Annotated in this window: 21 protein-coding genes; 9 read left to right on the top strand and 12 right to left on the bottom strand. The window is 69.7% G+C overall.

Going from position 1 to position 24,072, the window contains the following annotated elements; genetic code table 11:
- Positions 1–79: 79 nt before the first annotated feature.
- Positions 80–2,302: a transglycosylase domain-containing protein gene (locus OHA58_RS16055; RefSeq protein ID WP_405479361.1), complete on the bottom strand. Its 2,223-nt coding sequence runs from the start codon at positions 2,300–2,302 to the stop codon at positions 80–82.
- A 428-nt stretch (positions 2,303–2,730) separates the two neighbouring features.
- Between OHA58_RS16055 and OHA58_RS16050 the strand changes: the two genes are divergently transcribed.
- The gene (locus OHA58_RS16050) at positions 2,731–3,075 is read left to right on the top strand and encodes a WhiB family transcriptional regulator (RefSeq protein ID WP_206302096.1); all 345 of its coding nucleotides are present in this window, start codon (positions 2,731–2,733) and stop codon (positions 3,073–3,075) included.
- A 78-nt stretch (positions 3,076–3,153) separates the two neighbouring features.
- On the opposite strand, the gene OHA58_RS16045 is transcribed toward OHA58_RS16050, so the two are convergent.
- Entirely contained in the window at positions 3,154–4,566 is a 1,413-nt protein-coding gene (locus OHA58_RS16045) for an ArsA-related P-loop ATPase (RefSeq protein WP_405479359.1), read from the bottom strand.
- Positions 4,567–4,572: 6 nt separating this feature from the next.
- Positions 4,573–5,550, bottom strand: a complete 978-nt coding sequence (locus OHA58_RS16040) for an ArsA family ATPase (RefSeq protein ID WP_405479357.1) — start codon at positions 5,548–5,550, stop codon at positions 4,573–4,575.
- 81 nt (positions 5,551–5,631) lie between these two features.
- Between OHA58_RS16040 and OHA58_RS16035 the strand changes: the two genes are divergently transcribed.
- From OHA58_RS16035 to OHA58_RS16020, 4 genes are all read left to right on the top strand, one after another.
- The gene (locus OHA58_RS16035; RefSeq protein WP_003967454.1) at positions 5,632–5,790 is read left to right on the top strand and encodes a DUF4177 domain-containing protein; all 159 of its coding nucleotides are present in this window, start codon (positions 5,632–5,634) and stop codon (positions 5,788–5,790) included.
- Positions 5,787–6,257, top strand: a complete 471-nt coding sequence (locus tag OHA58_RS16030; RefSeq protein WP_266561831.1) for a RidA family protein — start codon at positions 5,787–5,789, stop codon at positions 6,255–6,257. Before OHA58_RS16035 ends, OHA58_RS16030 begins: the two co-directional genes overlap by 4 nt.
- A 442-nt stretch (positions 6,258–6,699) precedes the next feature.
- The gene (locus tag OHA58_RS16025; protein WP_405479355.1) at positions 6,700–7,575 is read left to right on the top strand and encodes an NUDIX hydrolase; all 876 of its coding nucleotides are present in this window, start codon (positions 6,700–6,702) and stop codon (positions 7,573–7,575) included.
- A complete protein-coding gene (locus OHA58_RS16020; RefSeq protein ID WP_405479354.1) occupies positions 7,572–8,402 on the top strand; it encodes an MBL fold metallo-hydrolase in 831 nt (276 codons plus the stop codon). Before OHA58_RS16025 ends, OHA58_RS16020 begins: the two co-directional genes overlap by 4 nt.
- Here OHA58_RS16020 and OHA58_RS16015 read toward each other — a convergent pair.
- From OHA58_RS16015 to OHA58_RS16005, 3 genes are all read right to left on the bottom strand, one after another.
- Positions 8,399–9,274, bottom strand: coding sequence for a sigma-70 family RNA polymerase sigma factor (locus OHA58_RS16015; RefSeq protein WP_405479353.1), 876 nt, complete (start codon positions 9,272–9,274; stop codon positions 8,399–8,401). The genes OHA58_RS16020 and OHA58_RS16015 overlap by 4 nt on opposite strands.
- Positions 9,275–9,293: 19 nt before the next feature.
- Entirely contained in the window at positions 9,294–10,094 is an 801-nt protein-coding gene (locus tag OHA58_RS16010; protein ID WP_405479352.1) for a nucleotidyltransferase domain-containing protein, read from the bottom strand.
- 106 nt (positions 10,095–10,200) lie between these two features.
- Entirely contained in the window at positions 10,201–10,875 is a 675-nt protein-coding gene (locus OHA58_RS16005) for a Crp/Fnr family transcriptional regulator (RefSeq protein WP_100596519.1), read from the bottom strand.
- A gap of 483 nt (positions 10,876–11,358) precedes the next feature.
- Between OHA58_RS16005 and nth the strand changes: the two genes are divergently transcribed.
- The 3 genes from nth to OHA58_RS15990 are packed head-to-tail and all read left to right on the top strand — an operon-like array spanning position 11,359 to position 14,262.
- Positions 11,359–12,273, top strand: coding sequence for an endonuclease III (nth, locus tag OHA58_RS16000; protein WP_405484998.1), 915 nt, complete (start codon positions 11,359–11,361; stop codon positions 12,271–12,273).
- 59 nt (positions 12,274–12,332) lie between these two features.
- On the top strand, positions 12,333–13,049 hold the full coding sequence (locus OHA58_RS15995; protein ID WP_405479351.1) for an NUDIX hydrolase: 717 nt from the start codon (positions 12,333–12,335) through the stop codon (positions 13,047–13,049).
- 13 nt (positions 13,050–13,062) lie between these two features.
- Entirely contained in the window at positions 13,063–14,262 is a 1,200-nt protein-coding gene (locus tag OHA58_RS15990; RefSeq protein WP_405479349.1) for a MarP family serine protease, read from the top strand.
- A gap of 36 nt (positions 14,263–14,298) precedes the next feature.
- Here OHA58_RS15990 and OHA58_RS15985 read toward each other — a convergent pair whose 3' ends face one another.
- From OHA58_RS15985 to OHA58_RS15960, 6 genes are all read right to left on the bottom strand, one after another.
- The gene (locus OHA58_RS15985; RefSeq protein ID WP_100596324.1) at positions 14,299–14,487 is read right to left on the bottom strand and encodes a hypothetical protein; all 189 of its coding nucleotides are present in this window, start codon (positions 14,485–14,487) and stop codon (positions 14,299–14,301) included.
- A 287-nt stretch (positions 14,488–14,774) separates the two neighbouring features.
- A complete protein-coding gene (locus OHA58_RS15980; RefSeq protein ID WP_116511637.1) occupies positions 14,775–15,725 on the bottom strand; it encodes an alpha/beta fold hydrolase in 951 nt (316 codons plus the stop codon).
- Entirely contained in the window at positions 15,722–16,231 is a 510-nt protein-coding gene (locus OHA58_RS15975; protein WP_405479348.1) for a phage holin family protein, read from the bottom strand. Before OHA58_RS15975 ends, OHA58_RS15980 begins: the two co-directional genes overlap by 4 nt.
- Positions 16,232–16,330: 99 nt before the next feature.
- On the bottom strand, positions 16,331–17,734 hold the full coding sequence (gene nhaA / locus OHA58_RS15970; RefSeq protein ID WP_405479347.1) for a Na+/H+ antiporter NhaA: 1,404 nt from the start codon (positions 17,732–17,734) through the stop codon (positions 16,331–16,333).
- A 209-nt stretch (positions 17,735–17,943) separates the two neighbouring features.
- Positions 17,944–19,962: an acetate--CoA ligase gene (acs, locus tag OHA58_RS15965; RefSeq protein ID WP_405479345.1), complete on the bottom strand. Its 2,019-nt coding sequence runs from the start codon at positions 19,960–19,962 to the stop codon at positions 17,944–17,946.
- A 114-nt stretch (positions 19,963–20,076) separates the two neighbouring features.
- Complete coding sequence (locus OHA58_RS15960; protein WP_405479344.1) at positions 20,077–22,434, bottom strand: bifunctional SulP family inorganic anion transporter/carbonic anhydrase; 2,358 nt, start codon at positions 22,432–22,434, stop codon at positions 20,077–20,079.
- Positions 22,435–22,780: 346 nt separating this feature from the next.
- On the opposite strand from OHA58_RS15960, the gene OHA58_RS15955 reads away from it, so the two are divergent.
- Positions 22,781–24,067, top strand: coding sequence for a hypothetical protein (locus OHA58_RS15955; protein ID WP_405479343.1), 1,287 nt, complete (start codon positions 22,781–22,783; stop codon positions 24,065–24,067).
- The last annotated feature ends 5 nt before the right edge of the window (positions 24,068–24,072 follow it).

Here is a 24,072-nt window from a genome sequence, read left to right as displayed (position 1 = left end):
CGATGGGGCGCCCCCAGCAAAGGGGGCGCCCCATCGGCGTACCGTCACCGTCCGAGCGGCACTCGCCTCAGCGGAGGACTCAGCGGCGTCCGCCCCCGTGCCCGTTGCCGCCGCCGAGGATGTCCGGCGGGAGGGAGATGCCCGGCCAGGGGCTCTTGCCCTTGCTGCCCGGGCTTCCGTCGCCCTGGTCCGGGTCCTCGTCCGGGTCCCCGTCCCGGCCCTTGTCCCTCTTGTCCTTCTCGGGGTCGGGGATGTCGATCAGGTTGAAGCCGGGGGACGGCTTGCCGGAGAGGGCGCCGACCATGGCGTCCTTCCAGATCGGTCCGGGGACCTGGCCGCCGAAGACCTTCGGCTGGTACTGGCCGCCGATGGTGATGTTCTCCATCTCGACGTTCTGCAGGGCGCTGCCGACCCAGACCGCGCCGGACAGGTTCGGCGTGTACCCCACGAACCAGGCGTTCTTACGGCTGTCGGTCGTACCGGTCTTGCCCGCGTTGGCCCGGTCGGTCAGACCGGCCTCCCTGCCCGTACCGGAGTCGATCACGCCGCTCAGCAGGGTGTTGATGCTGTCGGCGGTCTTCGTGGTCATCGCGCGCGAGCACGACGACTTCGGCACCGGCAGCGACTTGTCGCCGGGGGCCGTGATCGACTCGATGGCGACCGGCGTGCAGTACGTGCCGCGGTTGGCGAAGGCGGCGTACGCGCTCGCCATGGTCAGCGGCGAGATGCCCTTGGAGCCGAGGACGATGGCCGGGACCTCGGGGAGCTTGTCGCCGTTGCCCTGGACGACACCCAGCTTGTCGGCCATGTCCATCACCGGGCACATCCCGGTGTCGCCGATCATCTGCACGAAGTAGGTGTTGATGGACTTGGCCATCGCCTCCTTCAGCGCGTACGGACCGACCTCGGACTCGTTCTCGTTCTCCACGGTGAAGCCGCCGTTGTTCACCCACGGCTTGCCGCTGCACGTCTGGACCGACTTCGGATACGGCATCTGGTACGGCGCCGGATACGACTTGGTCACCGGGGTGCCCTGCTCCAGGGCGGCCGCGGCGAGGAACGGCTTGAACGTGGAACCCGTCGGGAAGCCGTAGTTCGACCCGCTCATCTTGCGGTCGACCGAGTAGTTGATCTGCGTCTCGTTCTTGCCGAAGCCGTACGGCTTCGACTGGCCCATGCCGAGGATCTTGCCGGTGCCCGGCTCGACGAACGTGGCCGCCGACGCGACCTTGTCCGTCTGGTAGACGTGATTCTTTATCGACGCCTGCACCGATTCCTGCGTCTGCGGGTCGAGGGTGGTCTGCACCCTCAGACCGCCGCGGTTCCAGAGCTTCGCCCGCGCTTCCTTCGTCTTGCCGAAGACGGGGTCGGTGAGGAACACCTCGCGCACGTAGTCGCAGAAGAAGCCCGCGCCCTTGACCGCCGTGATGCAGCCGTTCTGCGGCCTGCTGATCTTCAGGCCGAGCGGCTTCTCCTTGGCGCGGTCCGCCTCGGCCTGGGAGATGTCGTGCGTCTCGGCCATCCGCTGGAGCACGACGTTCCGTCGCTTGGTGGCCTCCGCCTCGTCGTTGACGGGGTCGTAGCGGCTCGGGGACTGGACGATGCCGGCCAGCATCGCCGACTCCTCCATCGTCAGGTCCTTCGCCGACTTGGAGAAGTACCGCTGCGAGGCCGCCTCGACGCCGTACGCCTGCTCACCGAAGTACGTGATGTTCAGGTAGTTGGCGAGGATGCGCTTCTTGCCGAGCTTGTCCTCGAGCTGGATCGCGTACTTCAGTTCGCGGATCTTGCGGCCGATCGTCTGCTGGGTGGCCTGGGCGAGCTTCGTCGGGTCGTCGCCGGCCTCCTCCATGAAGACGTTCTTCACGTACTGCTGGGTGAGCGTGGACGCGCCCTGCGCGACACCGCCGCTCTGCGCGTTCTCGTTGATCGCGCGCAGGATGCCCTTCATGTCGACGGCGCCGTGCTCGTAGAACCGCGAGTCCTCGATCGCGACGAGCGCCTTCTGCATGTACGGCGAGATGTCCTTGAGGGGCACCACTGTGCGGTCGCGCGAGTAGACCGTCGCGATCGCGCCGCCCTTGTTGTCCAGGATCGTGGTGCGCTGACTGAGCGGCGGCTGCTTGAGGTTGGCCGGGATCTCGTCGAATCCCTCGACCGAGCCCTTCGCCGCGAGGCCGAGCGCACCCACTGCGGGCAGCGCGATTCCGGCGAGGACGGCTCCCGCCAGGACACTGACACCAAGGAACTTGGCGGCCTGCTGAGTCGGTGACAGTCCACCGCCCGAGCGCTTCTTTCCCATGAGGGCAGCCTACGTTCTGATTCTCCGGACAGGCGTATATGCCTTGGCCTAAGCTGCACTCAACTGTCACAGCAGTGCGGTCACGTATCAAGACGTCCGGCGAACCCGAATCGTTCCGGTAGTCATCTCACCACTCCGCCGCGGTCATTCCGTGGCCGGTGTGGGCGTGTCCGAAACCGCCTTGAGTGTCACCCGGTGTCCGCTGTGACTCAACTGAAACCCCCCGGTTTGCCGGGTTTGTCGCGCATGCCCTCGGCTCACTCCGTCGGGTGATCTGCCGCTTACGCATAGTCCGTTCGGGCCATTCAAGATTGGGCCCGAAGGGGGTGTTGCGCTGTGCCCACCTTCCGTAACGTCCTCAACTGGCGGCGGTGAATATGCCGCTGCCGCCGTGGGGGAGCCTCGATTCGGGAGAGGACGGCGCCGGTATGGGCTGGGTAACCGACTGGAGTGCGCAGGCGGCCTGCCGCACTACCGATCCAGATGAACTGTTCGTTCAAGGAGCAGCGCAGAACCGGGCGAAGGCGGTGTGCACCGGATGTCCGGTGCGGACCGAGTGCCTGGCCGACGCGCTGGACAACCGCGTCGAGTTCGGCGTGTGGGGTGGCATGACTGAGCGGGAACGCCGCGCACTTCTGCGCAGGCGTCCCACCGTCACCTCGTGGCGCCGGCTGCTCGAGACGGCTCGTACGGAGTACGAGCGCGGTGCGGGCCTGCTGCCTGTGGACATCGATGACGACGAGACGTACGAGAGGTACGCCGCCGTGGGGTGAGAGGGCTGAGCTCCCTCAAGGGCGCCCGAGGGGTGCGAGCCGTGTGGTGGCCCGCGCCTCGGGAGACGCCCGTACGGCTCACGCAGCTCCGGCCGGGTTTGCACCGGCCGCGAGCCGGTCCCCGATGGTCCTGAGGCCTGCCAGGTCGTGCACATCGCCGGGCAGGGCGCCGACTTCGGTGACCGCCACCTCCGGGTGGAGCGCCGCGAAGCGGTCGCGTGTGCGTTGTTCGCGTGCCAGCAGTTGCATGCGTTCCGCGTGCAATCGCAGTAGACCTGCCGTGAGTTGGTCTGTGGCCGTGCGATCCGTGGTTGCGTGGTCTGCGGGTGCGTCGTCAGTGGTCGCGTCGGCGGGCGTGCTTGTGGCCGGCGAGTTGGGCGCGGGTGTCGTTGCGGGTGCGCTATGTGGGGTTTTGTCCAGCGTCTGGGCGTGCCCGTCGGGCGTGTCCCTTGCTGGGGCGGGGGAGCCTGCTTCGGGAGAGGTACGCAGCTCTACATTCCCGCCCCCCTGATCCACAATGCCGCGCTCGTCAAGATTTTCTGCGGCGGCCAGCGCACGCTCGGCCGACAGCTGCGCGGCACCGCTGCCGTGCACCCGGTTCAGCACGAGCCCGGCCAGCGGCATGTCCTCCGCGGCGAGGCGCTCCACGAAGTACGCCGCCTCGCGCAGCGCGTCCCGCTCCGGCGCCGCCACCACCAGGAACGCCGTACCGGGGGCTTGGAGCAGCTTGTACGTCGCGTCGGCGCGCGTGCGGAAGCCGCCGAACATCGTGTCCATCGCCGCCACGAACGTCTGGACGTCGCGCAGGAGTTGGCCACCCAGCAGCTTCCCCAGTGCGCCCGTCATCATCGACATCCCGACGTTCAGGAACTTCATGCCGGCCCGGCCGCCGACCTTCGCCGGCGCCATCAGGACCCGGATCAGCTTGCCGTCCAGGAACGAGCCGAGACGTTTCGGCGCGTCCAGGAAGTCGAGCGCCGAGCGGGACGGAGGCGTGTCGACGACGATCAGGTCCCACTCGTCCTGGGCCCGCAGCTGGCCCAGCTTCTCCATCGCCATGTACTCCTGCGTGCCCGCGAAGCCCGCCGAGAGCGACTGGTAGAAGGGGTTGCCCAGAATCGCCTCGGCCCGCTGGCCGTCCGCGTGCGCCTCGACGATCTCGTCGAACGTCCGCTTCATGTCGAGCATCATCGCGTGCAGTTCGCCGCCCTCTGCTCCTTCGATGGTGGCGATGCCCTTCACGCGGCGCGGTGTGTTGTCCAGCGAGTCGATGCCCATCGACTGGGCCAGCCTGCGGGCCGGGTCGATCGTCAGCACGACGACCTTGCGGCCGCGCTCCGCGGCGCGCAGGCCGAGCGCCGCCGCCGTCGTCGTCTTGCCGACGCCGCCGGAGCCGCAGCACACCACGATGCGCGTCCTGGGGTCGTCGATGAGTGGGTCCACGTCGAGTACGTGGGTGTCTGTCGCGTTCAGGCTCAGGGACGACGTCATGTGTCTCTAGATCCCTTGCTTCCGCAGTTCCGTGGCCAGCCGGTACAGGCCCGCCAGGTCCATCCCCTCGGTCAGCAGCGGCAGTTCGTGCAGGGGCAGGCCCGAATCGGCCAGCACCGCGCGCTGGCTGTGTTCCAGCTCGTGCCGTTCCGCGTACTCCGCCGCCTGGTCGAGGAGCGGGGTCACCAGGCGTTCGGCGTTGCCGCCTCTGCGGGCGCCGCCCAGGCCCGCCGCGGACAGGGACTTGGCGATGGCCGTCCGGGGCACGCCGCCCTGCGCCAGCGCCAGTTCGGCCTCGTCGAGGACTGCCGGGCGCACCATGTTCACGATGAGCCGGCCCACGGGGAGGCTCGCGGCCTGCAGCTCCGCGATGCCGTCCGACGTCTCCTGGACCGGCATCTCCTCCAGCAGCGTCACCAAGTGCACTGCCGTCTCCGACGACTTGAGGACCCGCATGACCGCCTGCGCCTGGTTGTGTATCGGGCCGATCTTGGCCAGGCCCGCGACCTCGTCGTTCACGTTCAGGAACCGCGTGATGCGGCCCGTCGGCGGGGCGTCCATCACCACGTAGTCGTAGGTGTATTTGTTCTGTTTCGTCTTGCGGCGCACCGCCTCGCAGGCCTTGCCCGTCAGGAGTACGTCCCTCAGGCCCGGCGCCACCGTTGTCGCGAAGTCGATCGCGCCCAGCTTTTTGAGCGCCCTGCCCGCGCCGCCCAGCTTGTAGAACATCTGGAGGTAGTCCAGCAGCGCCAGCTCTGGGTCGATGGCGAGTGCGAACACCTCGCCGCCCCCCGGGGCTACCGCGATCTTCCGTTCCTCGTACGGCAGCGCTTCCGTCTCGAAGAGCTGTGCGATGCCCTGGCGTCCTTCCACCTCCACCAGGAGAGTGCGCTTGCCCTCGGTCGCGAGGGCGAGCGCCAGTGCGGCGGCGACCGTGGTCTTTCCGGTACCGCCCTTGCCGCTGACGACCTGGAGCCTGCTCACGTCTTCGAGCCTAACCAGTCCGCGCGCGGGCTACGCAGGAGGCTGTCGGTCATCGCCGGTCCAGCGGCTACAGTCGGCCGTATGACCAAGTGGGAATACGCGACCGTGCCCCTTCTCGTGCACGCGACCAAGCAGATTCTGGACACCTGGGGCGAGGACGGCTGGGAGCTCGTCCAGGTCGTGCCCGGGCCGAACAACCCCGAGCAGCTCGTGGCCTACCTGAAGCGGGAGAAGGCATGAGCGGGGTCGTCGACGCGCGCCTCGCCGAGCTCGGGCTGACTCTGCCCGAGGTCGTGCCGCCGCTCGCCTCTTACCAGCCGGCCGTGCAGTCCGGTGTGTACGTGTACACGGCCGGTCAGCTGCCGATGGTGGACGGGAAGCTTCCGCTCACCGGGAAGGTGGGGGCCGAGGTCACCGCCGAGCAGGCCAAGGAGCTGGCCCGTACGTGTGCGCTGAACGCGCTCGCCGCGGTGAAGTCCGTTGCCGGCGATCTCGATCGGGTCGCCCGTGTTGTGAAGGTCGTCGGGTTTGTCGCCTCCGCGCCCGACTTCACCGGGCAACCGGGTGTGGTGAACGGGGCCAGTGAGCTCTTCGCCGAGGTTCTCGGCGAGAAGGGTGTGCACGCTCGGTCCGCCGTGGGTGTGGCCGTTCTGCCGCTGGACGCGCCTGTTGAGGTCGAGGTTCAGGTCGAGCTCGTTTCGGCTTGAGTGATTCGCTCCGGTGAGGGTCGGGGTTCGGGGTCGGGTTCGTGGTTCGGCCGAGGTCGGTTGAGGTCGGGGTCGGTTGAGGTCCTGGGGCCGGTCCGGGGCTGTTCTGGTGCGCTCCGTCCAGTAGGGGCGGGGCCGCGCCGGGATGTACGTGCTCGCTGTTCTACGGGGCCTCGTTGCCGGCCCAGTTACCCGCATATGGTGCTGGTGGCTCCGCGCGCACATCCCGCCACGGCCCCTCTCGTTTCGTACGCGGCTGCCGGTCGGCGGGTGGTCTTGTTTCCGGTTCGGCTCTCTCGTGCGCGGCTGCCGGGCGGTGGGTGATCTGCCGGTTCGGCTGTCTCGTGTGCGGCTGCCGGGCGGTGGGGGTTCTTCGGGGCTCTGTCGTACTTGATCGTCTGTGGCTCTCGAACATCCGCTTGGTAGCGGATAGCCTCCGGCCATGGCGAATGGGCAGTGGTATCCCCCGGAGTGGCCCGAGCGGATTCGTGCGCTCGCGGCGGGTGAGCTGGCGGCCGCCGTGCCGCGGCGGGCCGCGACCGTCATGCTTCTGCGGGACGCGGTCGCCGGTCCCGAAGTGCATATGTTGCGTCGACGCGCCTCCATGGCTTTCGCCGGGGGCGCGTACGCGTATCCGGGCGGGGGTGTGGATCCCCGTGACGACGAGTCGGTCGTGCGGTGGGGCGGGCCCTCGCGTGCGGCGTGGGCGGCGCGGCTCGGCGTGGACGAGAAGTCGGCGCAGGCGATCGTGTGTGCCGCCGTGCGGGAGACGTACGAGGAGGCGGGCGTGCTGCTCGCCGGGCCCGATGCGGCGTCCGTGGTGGGGGATACGACCGGGGAGTCGTGGGAGGCCGACCGGGAGGCGCTCGTCCAGCGGGAGTTGTCGTTCGGGGAGTTTCTCGGGCGGCGCGGGCTGGTTCTGCGGTCCGATCTGCTGGGGGCCTGGGCGCGGTGGATCACGCCCGAGTTCGAGCCCCGGCGGTACGACACCTGGTTCTTCGTCGCCGCCCTGCCTGAGGGGCAGCGCACCCGTAACGCCTCCACCGAAGCTGATCGGACCGTGTGGATCCGGCCCGAGCAGGCTGCCGAGGGGTACGACAAGGGCGAGCTCATGATGATGCCGCCCACGATCGCGACGCTGCGGGCGCTGGCCGGTTTCGACAGCGCCGAGGGGGCCCTTGCGGGGGCCGCGGCGCAGGACCTCTCCCCTGTGCTCGCTCAGGCCCGGCTGGAGGGTGGGGAGATTGTTCTGTCCTGGCCCGGTCATGATGAGTTCACCAAGCACATTCCGACCGCGTCCGGGGGAGCCTCCGCATGACCGAAGCCGCAGCCCTTCCCGGACAGCCCCGCGGCGGGGTGCTGTCGGGGCCCGCCACCGCGCGCGCGGTCAACGTGCTGGCTCCGAACGCCTCCGCGATGACCCTGGACGGGACCAATACGTGGATTGTTTCCGAGCCTGATTCCGAGCTTGCCGTTGTGATCGATCCCGGGCCGCTCGACGACGTGCATCTGGAGCATGTCGTCGCGGTCGCCGAGGCTGCCGGCAAGCGCGTTGCCCTGACGCTTCTCACTCATGGGCATCCCGATCACGCGGAGGGTGCCGGCCGGTTCGCCGAGCTGACCCGGACCGACGTGCGGGCTCTCGATCCTGATCTGCGGCTTGGGGACGAGGGGATGGCGGGTGGGGACGTGGTGACTGTCGGCGGGCTTGAGTTGCGTGTTGTGGCAGCTCCTGGGCATACCGCTGATTCGCTCTGTTTCCATCTGCCTGCCGATCGGGCCGTGCTGACCGGTGACACCGTGCTCGGGCGCGGGACCACCGTCGTCGCTCATCCCGACGGGCGGCTCGGGGACTATCTCGACTCGCTGCGGCGGCTGCGGTCCCTCACCGTCGACGACGGGGTCGACACCGTGCTGCCAGGGCACGGGCCCGTACTCGAAGACGCCCAGGGCGCCGTCGAGTTCTACCTCGCCCACCGCGCCAACCGGCTCGCCCAGGTCGAGACCGCCGTCGAGAGCGGTTATGTCTCGGCGTCAGAGATCGTCGCCCATGTGTACGCGGCTGTGGACCGGTCTCTGTGGCCAGCCGCCGAGTTGTCGGTTCTGGCTCAGCTCGACTACTTGAAGGAGCATGGGCTGATCTAGAGGGCCGCCCGGGTCAGGGTTTTCAGGCGGTCCTCGTCCGAGAGGATGTTCAGTTCTGTGATTTTGGCGCCTGTGATCGTGAACGACATCAGCGATGCCGGGCGGCCCTCCGGCAGGGCGAGCAGGCCGATCGCGCCGTTCACCAGTACGACGCGTACGTGCGGTGCCATGCGCTGGAACGTGATCGCCCCGGACGCCACCGTGTGAGCGCCTCGGACCAGGCGCGAGAGCCCCGTCGCGCCGGCGTCCGCCCGTAGCAGTACGTCCGGGTCCAGGACCGCGACCAGGCGTTCGAAGTCGCCTTCGCGGGCCGCCGAGAGGAACGCCTCCACGATCTCGCGCTGCCGTACGGGATCCGTCTCCGGCGGCGGCGCTCCCTGGACGCGGCGGCGCGCGCGGCTCGCCAGCTGCCGGGTCGCCGCCGGCGTGCGCTCCACGATCGGCGCGATGTCGTCGAACGGCACCGCGAACAGGTCGTGCAGCACGAACGCCAGCCGCTCCACCGGCGCCAGCGAGTCGAGGACCACGAGCAGCGCCAGGCCCACCGAGTCGGCCTGGAGCGCCTGTTGTTCGGGATCCGGGGTGTCCAGGCTCGTGACCAAGGGGTCGGGTACGTGCGTCTCCAGGGGCTCTTCGCCCCTCGCCTTGCGCGAGCGCAGCAGGTCCAGGCAGATCCGGCCGGTGACGGTGGTGAGCCAGCCGCCCAGGTTCTCGACGGCCGATATGTCGGACCGCTGGAGCCGCAGCCACGTCTCCTGTACGGCGTCCTCCGCCTCGCTGAGCGAACCGAGCATCCGGTAGGCCACGGCGCGCAGGTGACCCCGTGACTCCTCGAACCGCTCGGCCAGGGAGTCCGTCGACGCTGAGCTCATCGGTGTCCTGCTTCCCGGGTCATGGGCGGGGGGCCTTCACTCCGTGCACGGCTTCGTATTCTGCCGCCAGCCACGGGCCCAGGTCTTCGGTGTACGCCCTGAGGGTGTGCGGTGCGCCCATCGGTTCGTACGCCGCCTGCGCCGCCTGTCGCATCGCGTCCGCCCACTGCGGGTAGTACGTGCCGAACACCTCGGCCATCTGCGTCAGATCACTGGTCCAGCCGTTCCAGCGGGGCATGACGAGCGTGAAGCCGGTGCGGACGAGGTGACGGGAGATCTGGCGGTCCAGGGTGCGCGGGTCGTCGCCTCGCGCGATGCGTTCGCGCCAGCGCGTCAGGAACAGGCGCAGGTCTCCGTTGGTCTCCCGGGCCAGGAGGGAGTCGGGGCGGTAGCGCGGCAGGTACTCGGCCAGGTCCTCGCCCAGGAGCGGCGTGCAGAGGCAGGCCACGAACCAGCCGAGGTCGTGCCGTTCGAGGTCGCTGAGGACCTGGGTTCGGCTGAGGATGATCAGGCCTACGCCGTCGATCTGGGCGAAGTCCTTGTCCAGGACGTCGGCCAGGGCTTTGGCTTCCGCCCTGTTCTCGTCCGTCGGCTCGTCGCGCAGTGCGAGGAGGAGGTCGAGGTCGCTGCGGCCGGGGCGGGCCGTGCCGCGCGGCACGGAGCCGTAGAGATACGCGCTCGTCATCCGCGGCCCGAAGGCGGCGAGCAGACTGTCGCGCGCCGCGGACACCACGGGGCGGAAGTCCGGCTGGATCCGGCTCAGGGAGCCTTCGCGCTCGATGAATCCGCGGTCGTCGAGGCCGCGGGTGATGGTCGCCATGGGTCCACTGTGCCGGGTCGGGCGGGTGCGGTCCCGGTATTTTCCGCGGCGGTGAACGGGTGATCCCGCCTCCCCGGAGGGAGACGGGACCCGGTGTACGAAGGTGTCAGCGCGAGCGCTTCGCGAGGCGCTCCACGTCGAGCAGGATCACGGCGCGGGCCTCCAGGCGGAGCCAGCCGCGGCCCGCGAAGTCCGCGAGCGCCTTGTTCACCGTCTCGCGGGAGGCGCCGACCAGCTGGGCCAGCTCCTCCTGCGTCAGGTCGTGCACGACGTGGATGCCCTCCTCCGACTGCACGCCGAAGCGGCGGGAGAGGTCCAGGAGCGCGCGGGCCACGCGGCCCGGCACGTCCGAGAAGACCAGGTCGGACATCTGGTCGTTGGTCTTGCGCAGGCGCCGGGCGACGGCGCGCAGCAGGGCGGAGGCCACCTCGGGGCGCGCGTTCAGCCAGGGCAGGAGGTCGCCGTGGCCGAGGCCGAGGAGCTTGACCTCGGTGAGCGCGGAGGCGGTCGCCGTGCGCGGGCCCGGGTCGAACAGCGAGAGCTCGCCGATCAGCTCGCCGGGGCCGAGCACCGCGAGCATGTTCTCGCGGCCGTCGGGGGAGGTGCGGTGGAGCTTCACCTTGCCCTCGGTGACCACGTACAGGCGGTCTCCGGGGTCGCCCTCGTGGAAGAGGGCGTCGCCGCGTGCGAGGGTCACCTCACTCATGGAGGCGCGGAGCTCCGCGGCCTGCTCATCATCGAGCGCCGCGAAAAGCGGGGCGCGCCGCAGAACGTCGTCCACGAGTTTCTCTCCTATGTCGACCTGCATCCGGGGACCGTGTTCCCGCTCCCCATTTTGCCGGACGGTCCAAACGGTGTGATCAGTCACTCAGGCACAAGTCTGCCGCACCGGCGTCGCAAGCTGTGGGGGAGGGGGCCAATCGAGGACTGATCTGCGGGGTCCACGGCGGATGTCAGCGGCTGCCTTTAGGCTGGCCGAGTGTCCAAAACGCCGGTGAGAGCACAGGCCAAGGGGGCTGGGACGGTGACCGCAGGACGTAATTCCGCTGTGGGCGAACAGGCCTCGGCCGCGCCCGAGAAAGCGGCAAAAGGGGCAAAAGGGACTCGGGGTGCCGGCGATGGTGCGGCTTCCGAGGGGAAGGGTGCTGGTGGTGCCGGGGGTGCTGCGGGTTCCAGTGGTGCCGCAGGTTCCGGAGGGAAGCGTGCTGCCGCGAAGAAGTCCGGCGCCGCGAAGCCGGTGAAGAAGGCCGTCGCAGCCAAGCCCGTGAAGAAAGCCGTCGCAGCCAAGCCCGTGACGAAGGCCGCTGCCGCGAAGCCGGCCAAGCCGGTGAAGAAGGCCGCTGCCGCGAAGTCGGCCAAGTCCGTGACGAAGGCCGCCGCCAAGCCCGAGTCCCGTACCGCCCTCGTCCGGCGTGCCCGGCGCATCAACCGTGAGCTCGCCGAGGTGTATCCGTACGCCCACCCCGAGCTGGACTTCGAGAACCCCTTTCAGCTGCTCGTCGCCACGGTGCTGTCCGCCCAGACCACCGACCTGCGGGTCAATCAGACGACGCCCGCTCTCTTCGCCAAGTACCCGACCCCGGAGGACCTCGCGGCCGCGAATCCCGAGGACGTCGAGGAGTTGATCCGGCCCACCGGGTTCTTCCGCGCCAAGACGAAGTCGATCATGGGGCTCGCGGCGGCCCTGCGGGACGAGTTCGGGGGCGAGGTCCCGGGGCGTCTCGAAGACCTCGTCAAGCTGCCCGGCGTCGGCCGCAAGACCGCCTTCGTCGTGATGGGCAACGCCTTCGGGCGGCCCGGGATCACCGTGGACACGCACTTCGGGCGGCTCGTGCGGCGCTGGAAGTGGACGGAGGAGACCGATCCGGACAAGGTCGAGAAGGCCGTCGGCGAGCTCTTCCCGAAGAGCGACTGGACGATGCTCTCGCACCGCGTGATCTTCCACGGCCGCCGGATCTGCCACGCCCGCAAGCCCGCCTGCGGCGCCTGCCCGATCGCCCCGCTCTGCCCGGCGTACGGGGAGGGCGAGACCGACCCGGAGAAGGCGAAGAAGCTCCTGAAGTACGAGAAGGGCGGCTTCCCCGGCCAGCGCCTGAAGCCCCCGCAGTCATACCTGGACGCCGGCGGTATCCCGGCGCCCCCGCTCGGCGCCACCGCGCCGCCCGCCACGGGGGAGTGACGCATCGCGGAACGAACGGCGGGGACGCAGGCGTTGTGTTCAGTTGGACGGGGGTGCCTATGACACATGCACACAGTGAGGCGCACGAGGAGCGCGTCACGAAGGACGAGCCGGTGCGGCTGAGCCGGGAGGGGCTGCCCGATTGGCTCGACCCGGTCGTGAAGGCCGCGGACTCGGTCGAGCCGCTCCAGATGAGCCGCTTCCTGCCGCCAGAGAGCGGCGCCGGGCGGCAGTCCGCCGTCCTGATCCTCTTCGGCGAGGGCGAGCGCGGCCCGGAGCTGCTGCTCATGGAGCGGGCCACATCGCTGCGCTCGCACGCGGGCCAGCCGTCCTTCCCGGGCGGCGCCCTCGACCCGGAGGACGGCGATCCGCGTACGGACGGGCCGCTGCGCGCCGCCCTGCGCGAGGCGGAGGAGGAGACCGGGCTCGATCCGCGCGGCGTCCAGCTCTTCGGCGTCCTGCCGAAGCTGTACATCCCGGTGAGCAGCTTCGTGGTGACGCCGGTCCTCGGCTGGTGGCGCACACCGACGCCGGTGCAGGCGGTCGACCCGGCGGAGACGGCCCGCGTCTTCACGGTGCCCGTGGCGGATCTCACGGATCCGCGCCACCGTGCGACGGCGGTCCACCCGAGAGGCCACCAGGGCCCGGCGTTCCTCGTCGAATCGGCTCTGGTCTGGGGCTTTACGGCCGGAGTGATCGACCGGATCCTGCACTACTCGGGATGGGAGCGCCCCTGGGACCGCAGTAAGCAGGTCCCACTCGACTGGCGCTCATGACAGGGTGGCCCACGTGAATGTGCTGGACATCCTGCTGCTCGTAGCCGCCGTGTGGTTCGCGATCGTGGGCTACCGCCAGGGCTTCGTCGTCGGCATCCTGTCGGTGATCGGCTTCCTGGGAGGCGGCCTCGTCGCGGTCTACGTCCTGCCCGCCATCTGGAGCGCGGTGACGGACGGGGCCAAGGTGAGTACGACGGCGGCCGTGGTCGCCGTCATTGTGGTCATCGTCTGTGCCTCCGTGGGACAGGCGTTCACCACGCACCTGGGGAACAAGCTGCGCCGCTACATCACCTGGTCCCCGGCCCGAGCCCTGGACGCCACGGGCGGCGCCGTGGTGAACGTGGTGGCGATGCTCCTGGTCGCCTGGCTCATCGGCTCGGCCCTGGCCGGCACGACGCTGCCCACGCTCGGCAAGGAAGTGCGCAACTCCAAGGTCCTGCTCGGCGTGTCCAGAGCCCTGCCCGCGCAGGCCAACACCTGGTTCGCGGACTTCTCCTCGGCGCTCGCGCAGAACGGCTTCCCGCAGGTCTTCAGCCCGTTCTCGAACGAGCCGATCACCGAGGTCCAGCCCCCCGACCCGAAGCTGGCGAACAGTTCGGTCGTGACGACGGCCAAGCGCTCCATCGTCAAGGTGACCGGCCAGGCCCCCAGTTGCGGCAAGGTCCTCGAAGGCTCCGGCTTCGTCTTCGCCGACCGCCGCGTCATGACGAACGCGCACGTGGTCGGCGGCGTGGACGAGCCGAACGTGCAGATCGGCGGCGAGGGCCGGATGTACGCGGCGAAGGTCGTCCTCTACGACTGGAAGCGCGACATCGCCGTACTCGACGTGCCGACGCTGAAGGCGCCCCCGCTCCAGTTCACGTCCACGGACGCCGAGCGCGGCGACAGCGCGATCGTCGCCGGCTTCCCGGAGAACGGCGCGTACGACGTCCGCCCCGCGCGCGTGCGCGGCCGCATCACGGCCAACGGCCCGGACATCTACCACCGCGGCACCGTGCGACGCGATGTGTACTCGCTCTACGCGACCGTCCGCCAGGGCAACTCCGGCGGCCCGCTGCTCACGCCCGAAGGCAAGGTGTACGGCGTGGTCTTCGCGAAGTCACTCGACAGCGCTCAGACCGGGTACGCGCTCACCCGCGACGAGATCAGCCCGGACATCGCCCGCGGCCGCACGGCCAACCAGCAGGTGGACAGCGACAGCTGCGCCCTGTGAGGTTCAGGAGGCGGCGCAGGCCCGGCCGGTGACGCGTCAGTCGCGCGTGTGCCGCAGCCGGGCCGAGACCCAGCGGGCCCGGCGGCGCAGGATGCGGGGAATGTTGATCCCCGGAGGGGTTTGGTCATGGCCCGGTTCCTGCGGGCCACCCCCCGGGTGACGGCTCAGCACCGTGGCTGAGCGGCGGTTGCGTGCTGCGTCACTGTAGTCGTGCGTCCAGCCCATACCCCGACGTGTGCCCGTGCCCCAAGGTCGGTAATCGCGCGCACGCCCCCCAATTGGCCTATGCGCCAGGCAATTGGCAGTTCGAAGGACAGTTGTTCCCGGACATGGCTCGAACGCGTCACCCGATCGTGCGAGGGCGGCCGCGCGGCCGTCACCGGTCGGGCTCGGGGTCCTTCAGCCAGCTGACCAGTTCGTTGGAGAACGCGACCGGGTCCTCCTCGTGCGGGCTGTGTCTTCCCGGGGGATGGCCCCCGGACCCCCAGCCGGGGGCGGCGGCGGGGGCGCGCCTAGCGGTCCGGTTCCGGGTCCTTCAGCCAGCTGACCAGTTCGTTGGAGAACGCGACCGGGTCCTCCTCGTGCGGGAAGTGACCCAGACCGTCGAACAGCCTCCAGCGGTACGGCGCTTCGACGTACTCGCCGGAGCCCGCCGCGCTGCGCGTACGCATCACGGGGTCGAGCGAGCCGTGCAGATGCAGCGTCGGCACCCGCACCGGACGCTTCATGCGCCGGTTGAACTGGATGCCGTCCGGGCGGGCCATCGACCGCACCATCCAGCGGTACGGCTCGACCGAGCAGTGCGCCGTGGACGGGATGCACATGGCGCGCCGGTACACGTCCACGACCTCGTCGTCGGGGAGGCGCGGCCCGGACCAGTCCCGGATCAGCCGACCGACCAAGGCGCCGTCGTCCGCGACGAGCTGACGCTCCGGCACCCACGGCCGCTGGAAGCCCCAGACGTACGAGCCCGCGGCGGTCTGCTTGACGTCGGACAGCATCGCCGAGCGCCAGCGCCGGGGGTGCGGCATCGAGGAGACCACGAGCCGGCGCACCAGCTTGGGCCGCATGACGGCCGCGGTCCACGCGAGATAGCCGCCCAGGTCGTGCCCCACGAGTGCCGCGTCGGGCTCGCCGAGGGACCGTACGACGCCCGTGATGTCGAGGGCGAGGTTCGCCGGGTCGTAGCCGCGGGGGGTCCGGTCGCTGCCGCCGACGCCGCGCAGGTCCATGGCCACGGCCCGGAACCCGGCGTCGGCGAGCGCCACCATCTGGTGCCGCCATGTCCACCAGAACTGGGGGAAGCCGTGCAGGAGCAGGACCAGTGGCCCGTCGCCCATCTCGGCGATGTGGAAGCGCGCGCCGTTGGCGGCGACGTCCCGGTGGGTCAGCTCGCCGCCGCCCGGGACGCCGATGCGTACGACCGAGGCGGGCTGGGCCGAAGGGGTGGCGGGGTCCGTCATGAAGACGAGCGTGCCACAGCCTCGACCGTGTCACCGACTCGGTTCGCCGGGGCCACCTGACGGGGGTGCGGTTTGGCGTTCCCCAGTACGCCTGCCGTCTCCTTGACCGAGGCGGCGACCTTCTGCGGGCCCTTGCCCTTTTTGGCCTTCTTGAAGAAGACGAGGCCGATCAGGACGAGCAGCAGGAACACCAGCACGTTCGCCGCGAACGAGAGCAGGAAGCACCACGCGAGGTTCCAGCCGCCCTCGCCGTTGTGCCCGCCGGTCCATGCGTTGATCCCGTACGCGAGCGCGAAGCTCAGCATCGGCAGCGAGAAGAGCAGGATCACGCCGGCCGCCGCCAGGGCACCGCCGCTGATCGCGCCGCGCTTCACGTCCTGCTTGAGCTGGGCCTTCGCCAGGGCGATCTCGTCGTGCACCAGCGCGGACATCTCGGTCGTGGCCGTGGCGACCAGCTGGCCGATGCTGCGCTCGGCGCCGACCGGTGTGCCGTCGGGTGCGCTCATCGCGTACTCCCTCGTCTCTTCGCGGGCTTGTGAAGCGGGCTGTGTATCGGGCGTGGCGTCTGCCGCGGGCCCGCGCTCGTGAGCGGACCCGCTGTCAGATCATGCCGGACGACTGCTCCCGTCGCTTGCCCCGCCCGTCACTTCGGCAAGCCTGCGGTGTTCGGCGGCCTTCTTCTCGTAGATCTCCGCCATCCGCAAGTGGTACTCCGGCTTGTCCTCCTCGTAGATGTCGGGGATGCCGTCGAGGTCTTCGTCGCGCTCCTCTTCGGCGCACATCGCGCGGTACTTGGCGTTACGGATCTTGAGCAGGACGCTCGACAGGACCGCCGCGATGAGGGAGCCCATCAGGACGGCGGCCTTGATCTCGTCGGTCAGCAGGGGGTTCTCGGTGAAGGCGAGTTCGCCGATGAGGAGCGAGACGGTGAAGCCGATGCCGGCGAGGGACGCGACCGCGAACACGTCGGGCCAGGCCAGTTCGTCGGAGAGCGAGGCTCTGGTGAAGCGGGCCGTGAGCCAGGTCCCGCCGAAGATGCCGACCGCCTTGCCGACGACGAGCCCGAGCACCACACCGAGGGTCTCGGGCTTGGTGAATACGTCGGTCAGGGCGCCGCCCGACACCGCCACACCCGCGCTGAACAGGGCGAACAGCGGCACGGCGAGCCCCGCCGAGAACGGGCGCACCAGGTGCTCGATGTGCTCGCCGGGCGAGTGCTCCTCGCCGTCCCGCCGGGTGCAGCGCAGCATGAGCCCCATGGCGACACCGGCGATGGTGGCGTGGATGCCGCTGTTGTACATCAGGCCCCAGATGACGAGGGCGATCGGCACGTAGATGTACCAGCCGCGTACGCCCTTCCGCAGGAGCAGCCAGAAGACGCCGAGGCCGACGACGGCGCCCGCGAGCGCCGCGAAGTTGATGTCGCTGGTGAAGAAGACGGCGATGATCAGGATCGCGAAGAGGTCGTCGACGACGGCGAGCGTGAGCAGGAACGCGCGCAGCGAGGACGGCAGCGAGGTGCCGATGACGGCGAGGACGGCGAGCGCGAAGGCGATGTCGGTGGCGGTCGGCACGGCCCAGCCGTCGAGCGAGCCGCCGCCCGTGACGTTGACGAGGAAGTAGACGAGCGCGGGGACCGCCATGCCGCAGAGCGCGGCGGCGACGGGCAGCATGGCCGCCTTGGGGTCGCGCAGGTCGCCCGCGACGAGTTCCCGCTTGAGCTCGATACCGGCGACGAAGAAGAACACGGCGAGCAGTCCGTCGGCGGCCCAGTGCTCGAGGGACAGGTTGAGGCCGAGTGCCGCCGGTCCGATGTGGAAGTCGCTCACGGACTCGTAACTGTGGCTGAGCGGGGTGTTGGCCCAGATCAGGGCGGCGATCGCGGCGACGAGGAGCAGGACTCCGCCGACGGTCTCGGCACGCAGGGCGTCCGCCACGAACGTACGCTCGGGAAGGGAGAGGCGGCCGAGTGCCTTAAGGCTGTTCTTGCTGGGGGCGGGCGCGGCCACGGGTGAAGACCTCCGGTCGGGTTCGGCTTTCGCGAACGCGCCGACGAGGGGTCGCCGACGGCGTTGCCGACCAGACTTCCCGGCACACCATTTGAGGTATTCACCCTACCGGGTGTACGCGGGCCGTACCTGGTGATCGTCACCTTACGCACGAAACGGGCACCCGGCGCGTTCGGCGCCGGGTGCCCATTTCGTGGTGTGCGGTGCGGTCAGTCCTCGCTCGACGCGGCCGGGAGCTTGGTCTGGATGAGGTCCATGACGGACGAGTCCGTCAGGGTCGTGACGTCTCCCAGCTCCCTGTTCTCCGCGACGTCACGCAGCAGGCGCCGCATGATCTTCCCGGAGCGGGTCTTGGGCAGCTCGGCCACGGGCAGGACCCGCTTCGGCTTGGCGATCGGGCCGAGTGTCGCGCCCACGTGGTTGCGCAGGTCGGCGACGAGACCCTCGTCGTCGGCGGACGCCGTGCCGCGCAGGATCACGAAGGCCACGATGGCCTGGCCCGTCGTCTCGTCGGCCGCGCCCACGACCGCCGCCTCGGCGACCGAGGGGTGCGAGACGAGCGCCGACTCGACCTCGGTGGTCGAGATGTTGTGGCCGGAGACCAGCATCACGTCATCCACCCGGCCGAGCAGCCAGATGTCGCCGTCGTCGTCCTTCTTGGCACCGTCACCGGCGAAGTACTTGCCCTCGAAGCGGGCCCAGTACGTGTCGATGAACCGCTGGTCGTCGCCCCAGATGGTGCGCAGCATCGACGGCCACGGCTCGGTCAGGACGAGGTAACCGCCGCCCCCGTCGGGGACTTCCCGCGCCTCGTCGTCCACGACCGTCGCCGAGATGCCGGGCAGGGCGCGCTGGGCGGAGCCCGGCTTGGTCTCGGTGACACCGGGCAGCGGCGAGATCATCATCGCGCCGGTCTCGGTCTGCCACCAGGTGTCCACGATGGGGCACTTGTCGGCACCGATGTTCTTCCGGTACCACATCCAGGCCTCGGGGTTGATCGGCTCACCGACCGAACCGAGGACCCGCAGACTGCTCAGGTCGAACTTGGCGGGGATGTCGTCCCCCCACTTCATGAACGTGCGGATCGCCGTCGGCGCCGTGTACAGGATCGTCACCCCGTACTTCTGCACGATCTCCCAGAAGCGGCCCTGGTGCGGAGTGTCCGGGGTGCCCTCGTAGATGACCTGCGTCGCACCGTTCGAGAGCGGGCCGTAGGTGATGTACGAGTGTCCGGTGACCCAGCCGATGTCGGCCGTGCACCAGTAGACGTCGGTCTCCGGCTTGAGGTCGAACACCGCGTGGTGGGTGTACGAGGCCTGCGTGAGGTAGCCGCCGGAGGTGTGCAGGATGCCCTTGGGCTTACCCGTCGTGCCGGACGTGTAGAGGATGAACAGCGGCTGCTCGGCGTCGAACGCCTCGGGCGTGTGCTCCGCCGACTGCTTCTGTGTGATCTCGTGCCACCACACGTCGCGGCCCTCGGTCCAGGCGACGTCCTGCTTGGTGCGCTGGACGACAAGGACCTTTTCGACCCCGTCGACGCGGCTGACGGCGTCGTCGACGGCGGGCTTGAGCGCGGACGGCTTGCCGCGCCGGTAGCCGCCGTCGGCCGTGATGACGACCTTGGCGTCGGCGTCCTGGATGCGGGCCGCGATGGCGTCGGCCGAGAATCCGCCGAAGACGACCGAGTGCGCGGCGCCGATGCGCGCGCACGCCAGCATCGCGACGACGGCCTCGGGGATCATCGGCAGGTAGACGGCGACGCGGTCGCCCTTACGCACGCCCAGCTCGGTCAGCGCGTTGGCCGCGCGGCTGACCTCGTCCTTGAGCTCCGCGTAGGTGATGGCCCGGCTGTCGCCCGGCTCACCCTCGAAGTGGATGGCGACCCGGTCGCCGTTCCCGGCCTCGACGTGGCGGTCCACGCAGTTGTACGCGACGTTCAGCTTCCCGTCCGCGAACCACTTGGCGAACGGCGGGTTCGACCAGTCGAGGGTCTCGGTCGGGTCGGTGGCCCAGGTCAGCCGACGGGCCTGCTCGGCCCAGAAGCCGAGCCTGTCAGCCTTGGCCTGTTCGTACGCCTCCGCGGTGACGTTGGCGGCGGCCGCCAGGTCGGCCGGCGGCGCAAACCTTCGCTCTTCCTTAAGAAGGTTGGCCAGGCTTTCGTTGCTCACGACATCTCCCTTACGGTGCTTTGCCGGGGCGCGACCGTTGTGTCCCAGGCCACAGCTCATCAGACGGCCCCCCTCGGTGACAAGGGGGGTCCGAATAATGGTTTAGACCTGTTGGGCTTTACGCGTGCGTGCCGATGGCGTCACTCACCGGCACGCACGCTCTCACGGACGGGTTCAGGCCGGGCGCAGTTCGCCCTCCGGTTCCACCTGGTCGAACACCTCGTCGGGCTGCTCGGTGAGCAGATAGGCCTGCGCCTCGCCCACGTGGAAGTACATCCCGTGGAGCTCGAGCGAGCCCTCCTGGAGGCGGCGGGCCACCGACTCGTGGGCCCGCAGATGCTCCAACTGCTGGACGACATTGGTCAGGCAGAGCTGCTCGACCGCGTCGGCGGGGGCGCGCCCGGCGAGCCGCACCCATGGCTGGTTCGCGACCGCCATGCGGGCGAGGCTCGGCAGGCCGTGCCGCAGCCACCGCTTCAGGGGTGTCTGCGCGCCGCCCTCGGGCGGACTGTTGAGCAGCGCCTGCATCGCGCCGCAGCCGGAGTGCCCGCACACGGTGATCGACTGGACCTTCAGTACGTCGACGGCGTACTCGATGGCCGCGGCGACCGAGTCGTCACCGCTCTCGGCGCCCGGTAGCGGCACCAGATTCCCCACGTTCCTGACGACGAAGAGGTCGCCGGGGCCGCTGGAGGTGATCATCGACGTCACGAGCCGGGAGTCGGCGCAGGTCAGGAACAGCTGGGTGGGACGCTGCCCCTCACGGGCGAGCCGGGCCAGTTCGTCCCGCACATGCGGCGCCGTGTTCCGCTGGAACGCGCTGATTCCGCTGGCCAGTTGATACCCGCCACCACCCGCGGAGGGCTCGGTGGTCTCGGTCTGCGGGCGGTCGCAGTGGTGGTTGCGCCAGGCTGTCCAGGGCCGGCAGCAGGAGTTCGACGTCGACGCGGGCTCGGCGATACGGGTACCCGCCCGCCCGGTCACCTCGACCTTGCCGCCCTGCGCGACATGCGACTTCTGCCAGTCCTGCAGGGACTCGAAAGCGGCGTGGTCCATGAAGGACCCGTCCAACTCCACGACGCAGCCGGCTCCTTGGGGCACTTGGTGCAGAACGCGACTGAGGCGGGGCACGGCGAGGAACGTCAGCTGCCCGCGCACCCGTACGTGATGCGTGCCGCCTTGGCCTGCGGTGCCCGTCTCGTCCACGGAGTGGGTGATCCGGGTGCGGGTGAGCCGGTGCAGGGCGACCCCGACGGCGACCGCGATGCCGAGGGCCACGCCCTCGAGTACGCCGAGGACGACCACGCCGAGTGTCGTCACGGCGTAGACGAGGACCTCGCGGTGGCGCGTGACCGTACGGATGTGGTGCAGGGACACCATCTGGATGCCGACGGCCATCACCAGGGCGGCGAGTGAGGCGAGGGGGATCTGCTCAAGCACCGGGACCATCAGGAGCGCGGCCACTACTACCCAAACGCCGTGCAGCATCGTGGAGTTCCTGCTCTCGCCGCCCGCGTTCACATTCGCGGCGCTGCGGACGGCGACCCCGGCGACGGGGAGTCCGCCGAGGGTGCCGGAGACGATGTTGGCCGCTCCCTGACCGAGCAGTTCCCGGTCGAGGTCGGAGCGGCGTGCCGCCGGCCGCAGGGCGGGCTTCGAGGACGCGAGCTTGTCCACGGCGACGGCGCCGAGCAGTGACTGCACGCTGCATACGAGCGTCACGGTCAGGACGGCCGCCACGAGGCCCATTACGGGCCCTTCGGGCAGGCCGGCCAGGGCGTGGCTGCTCCAGGACGGCAGGTCGACCTTGGTCACGGTGATCCCGGCGAACGCGGCGGTCGCGGTGGCACAGGCGACGGCGACGAGCGCAGCGGGCACTCTTCGCAGGGCCCGCCCGGCGCGTCCGGGGATCCGGGGCCAGGCGAACAGGACCGCGAGCGTCAGCATGCTCAGGAGCAGCGCGGCCGGGTCCACGTGGGTCAACTCGGCGGGCAGCGCACGGAGATTGTCGAGAACGGCGCTCTGGGGGGTGCCGCCGAGCACGATGTGCACCTGTGCGACCGCGATGGTGACGCCGATTCCGGCGAGCATGCCGTGGACGACGGCGGGGGACACGGCGAGCGCGGTGCGGGCCACGCGGAGGCAGCCGAGGCCGAGTTGGGCGATTCCGGCGATGACGGTGATCGCGCAGGTCGTCCGCCAGCCGTAACGGTGGATGAGGTCGGCGGTGACGACGGTGAGGCCGGCGGCGGGGCCGCTGACCTGGAGGGGTGAGCCGCCGAGGCGGCCGGCCACGAGTCCGCCGACGGCGGCGGCGACGAGTCCCGCCTGGAGCGGGGCCCCGGTGGCCAGGGCGATTCCGAGGGACAGCGGCAGGGCGATCAGGAAGACCGCCCCGGACGCGGACAGGTCGGCGCCCGAGATGCGGAAGCGGCGGGGCGGCTTCGGCGGCGGGCTGTGGGGTGGATGGGTGCGGCTGGTTTCGTCGGTCCGTGTCGGATCGGCGGGGCGTGTGGGGACGCAGGCTGACATGTTTCCCGTCTCCTCCGGGGCAGCGCGGTCGCGGAACGAGGGGCCCCGTCTGTGGCGGGGCAGGGTCGCGGCCGTGGATCACGGCGTGCAGCGGCGGGATGAATCAACGTTCGGTAAATGGATCGTAATGCAGAGTAAAGGTTGTGGACGTATTTTCGGGTCAAATGGGGCAATTGTTCACCCTGATGGGTGAATGGGGCCTTTCTTCGGCTTGTCGTATTAATTCTTCCTCGGGCCTCGTGTGACGTTGGCGGCGCCGTCGGCAAATGCGGCATTTCACCGCATTACATCTGTCCTGGCGCGGTGAGATCCAAGCCGAAGAGACCAAGGAAGAAGGTGGGCGGACATGGCCGCCACCAAGAAGCTCGCCGCGAGCTTCACCGCCGTCGCGGCGTGTGCCGCGGCCCTGTCCGGTTGCGCGACCGGTGACCACCAGGCGACCGGACCCCAGAAGGGCGCTTCCGGCCCGAAGGAGGCGGCCCCCGCCCCCGCCCCCGCGCCGGGAAGCGTGATGCGGCTGATCGGGGACGGCTCGACCGCGTTCACCGGAAGCCAGCCGCATCTGCCCAGGCCCGAGCGCCTGAAGGCCGGCCAGAAGCCGCCGCAGTTCGTGGTGTTCTCCTGGGACGGTGCGGGGGAGGACGGCCAGAAGCTGTTCTCGCACTTCCGCAAGGTCGCCAAGCGGAACAACGCGACGATGACGTACTTCCTCAGCGGCGTGTACATGCTCCCGGAGGAGAAGCGCGGCCTCTACCGGCCGCCGCAGCACTCACCGGGCAGCTCGGACATCGGCTTCAATGACGAGCAGGGAATCAAGGACACCGTGGACCAGCTCCGCGGCGCCTGGCTCGAGGGCAACGAGATCGGCACGCACTTCAACGGCCACTTCTGCGGCAAGGGCGGCGGCGTCGGCGAGTGGTCGGTGGCCGACTGGGAGGACGAGATCGGCCAGGCCAGGTCCTTCGTGAAGTCCTGGAAGACGAACACGGGCATGAAGAACGCCGCCCCGCTCCCCTTCGACTACGACAAGGAGCTCATCGGCGCCCGCACTCCGTGCCTGGAGGGTCAGAAGAACTTCCGGCGAGCGGCCCACGACCTCGGTTTCCGCTACGACACCAGCGGTGTCAACGACCAGATCTGGCCCAACAAGAACGACGGGCTGTGGGATCTGTCGATGCAGCTCGTGCCCTTCCCCGGGCACAAGGACGAGCAGCTCACCATGGACTACAACTTCATGGTCAACCAGTCGGGCACCGCGACCCAGGGCGACCCCGACAAGCAGGAGTTCTGGGGTGACGAGATGCGCGACAGCCTCGTCCAGGGCTTCGACCGCGCCTACAACGGCAACCGCGCGCCGCTGGTCATCGGCAACCACTTCGAGTCCTGGAACGGCGGCAACTACATGCGCGCCGTCGACGAGACCGTCCACACCGTGTGCAACAAGCCCGAGGTGCGCTGCGTCTCCTTCCGCCAGCTCGCCGACTGGCTGGACGCCCAGGACCCGCAGACCCTGAAACGGCTCACCACACTGGGCGTCGGAGAGGCCCCCGCGCAGGGCTGGGCATCCTTCATGTCGACCAGCCCCGCCCCGGCACCCAAGGGGGTACCGGGAGCGCCGGCGGTCAAGCAGTAGCCGAG

Origin of the sequence: Streptomyces sp. NBC_00009 (assembly GCF_045040855.1) — a bacterium.
GTDB classification, from domain to species: domain Bacteria; phylum Actinomycetota; class Actinomycetes; order Streptomycetales; family Streptomycetaceae; genus Streptomyces; species Streptomyces aureus.
This window is presented reverse-complemented; position numbering and strand designations above follow the sequence as displayed.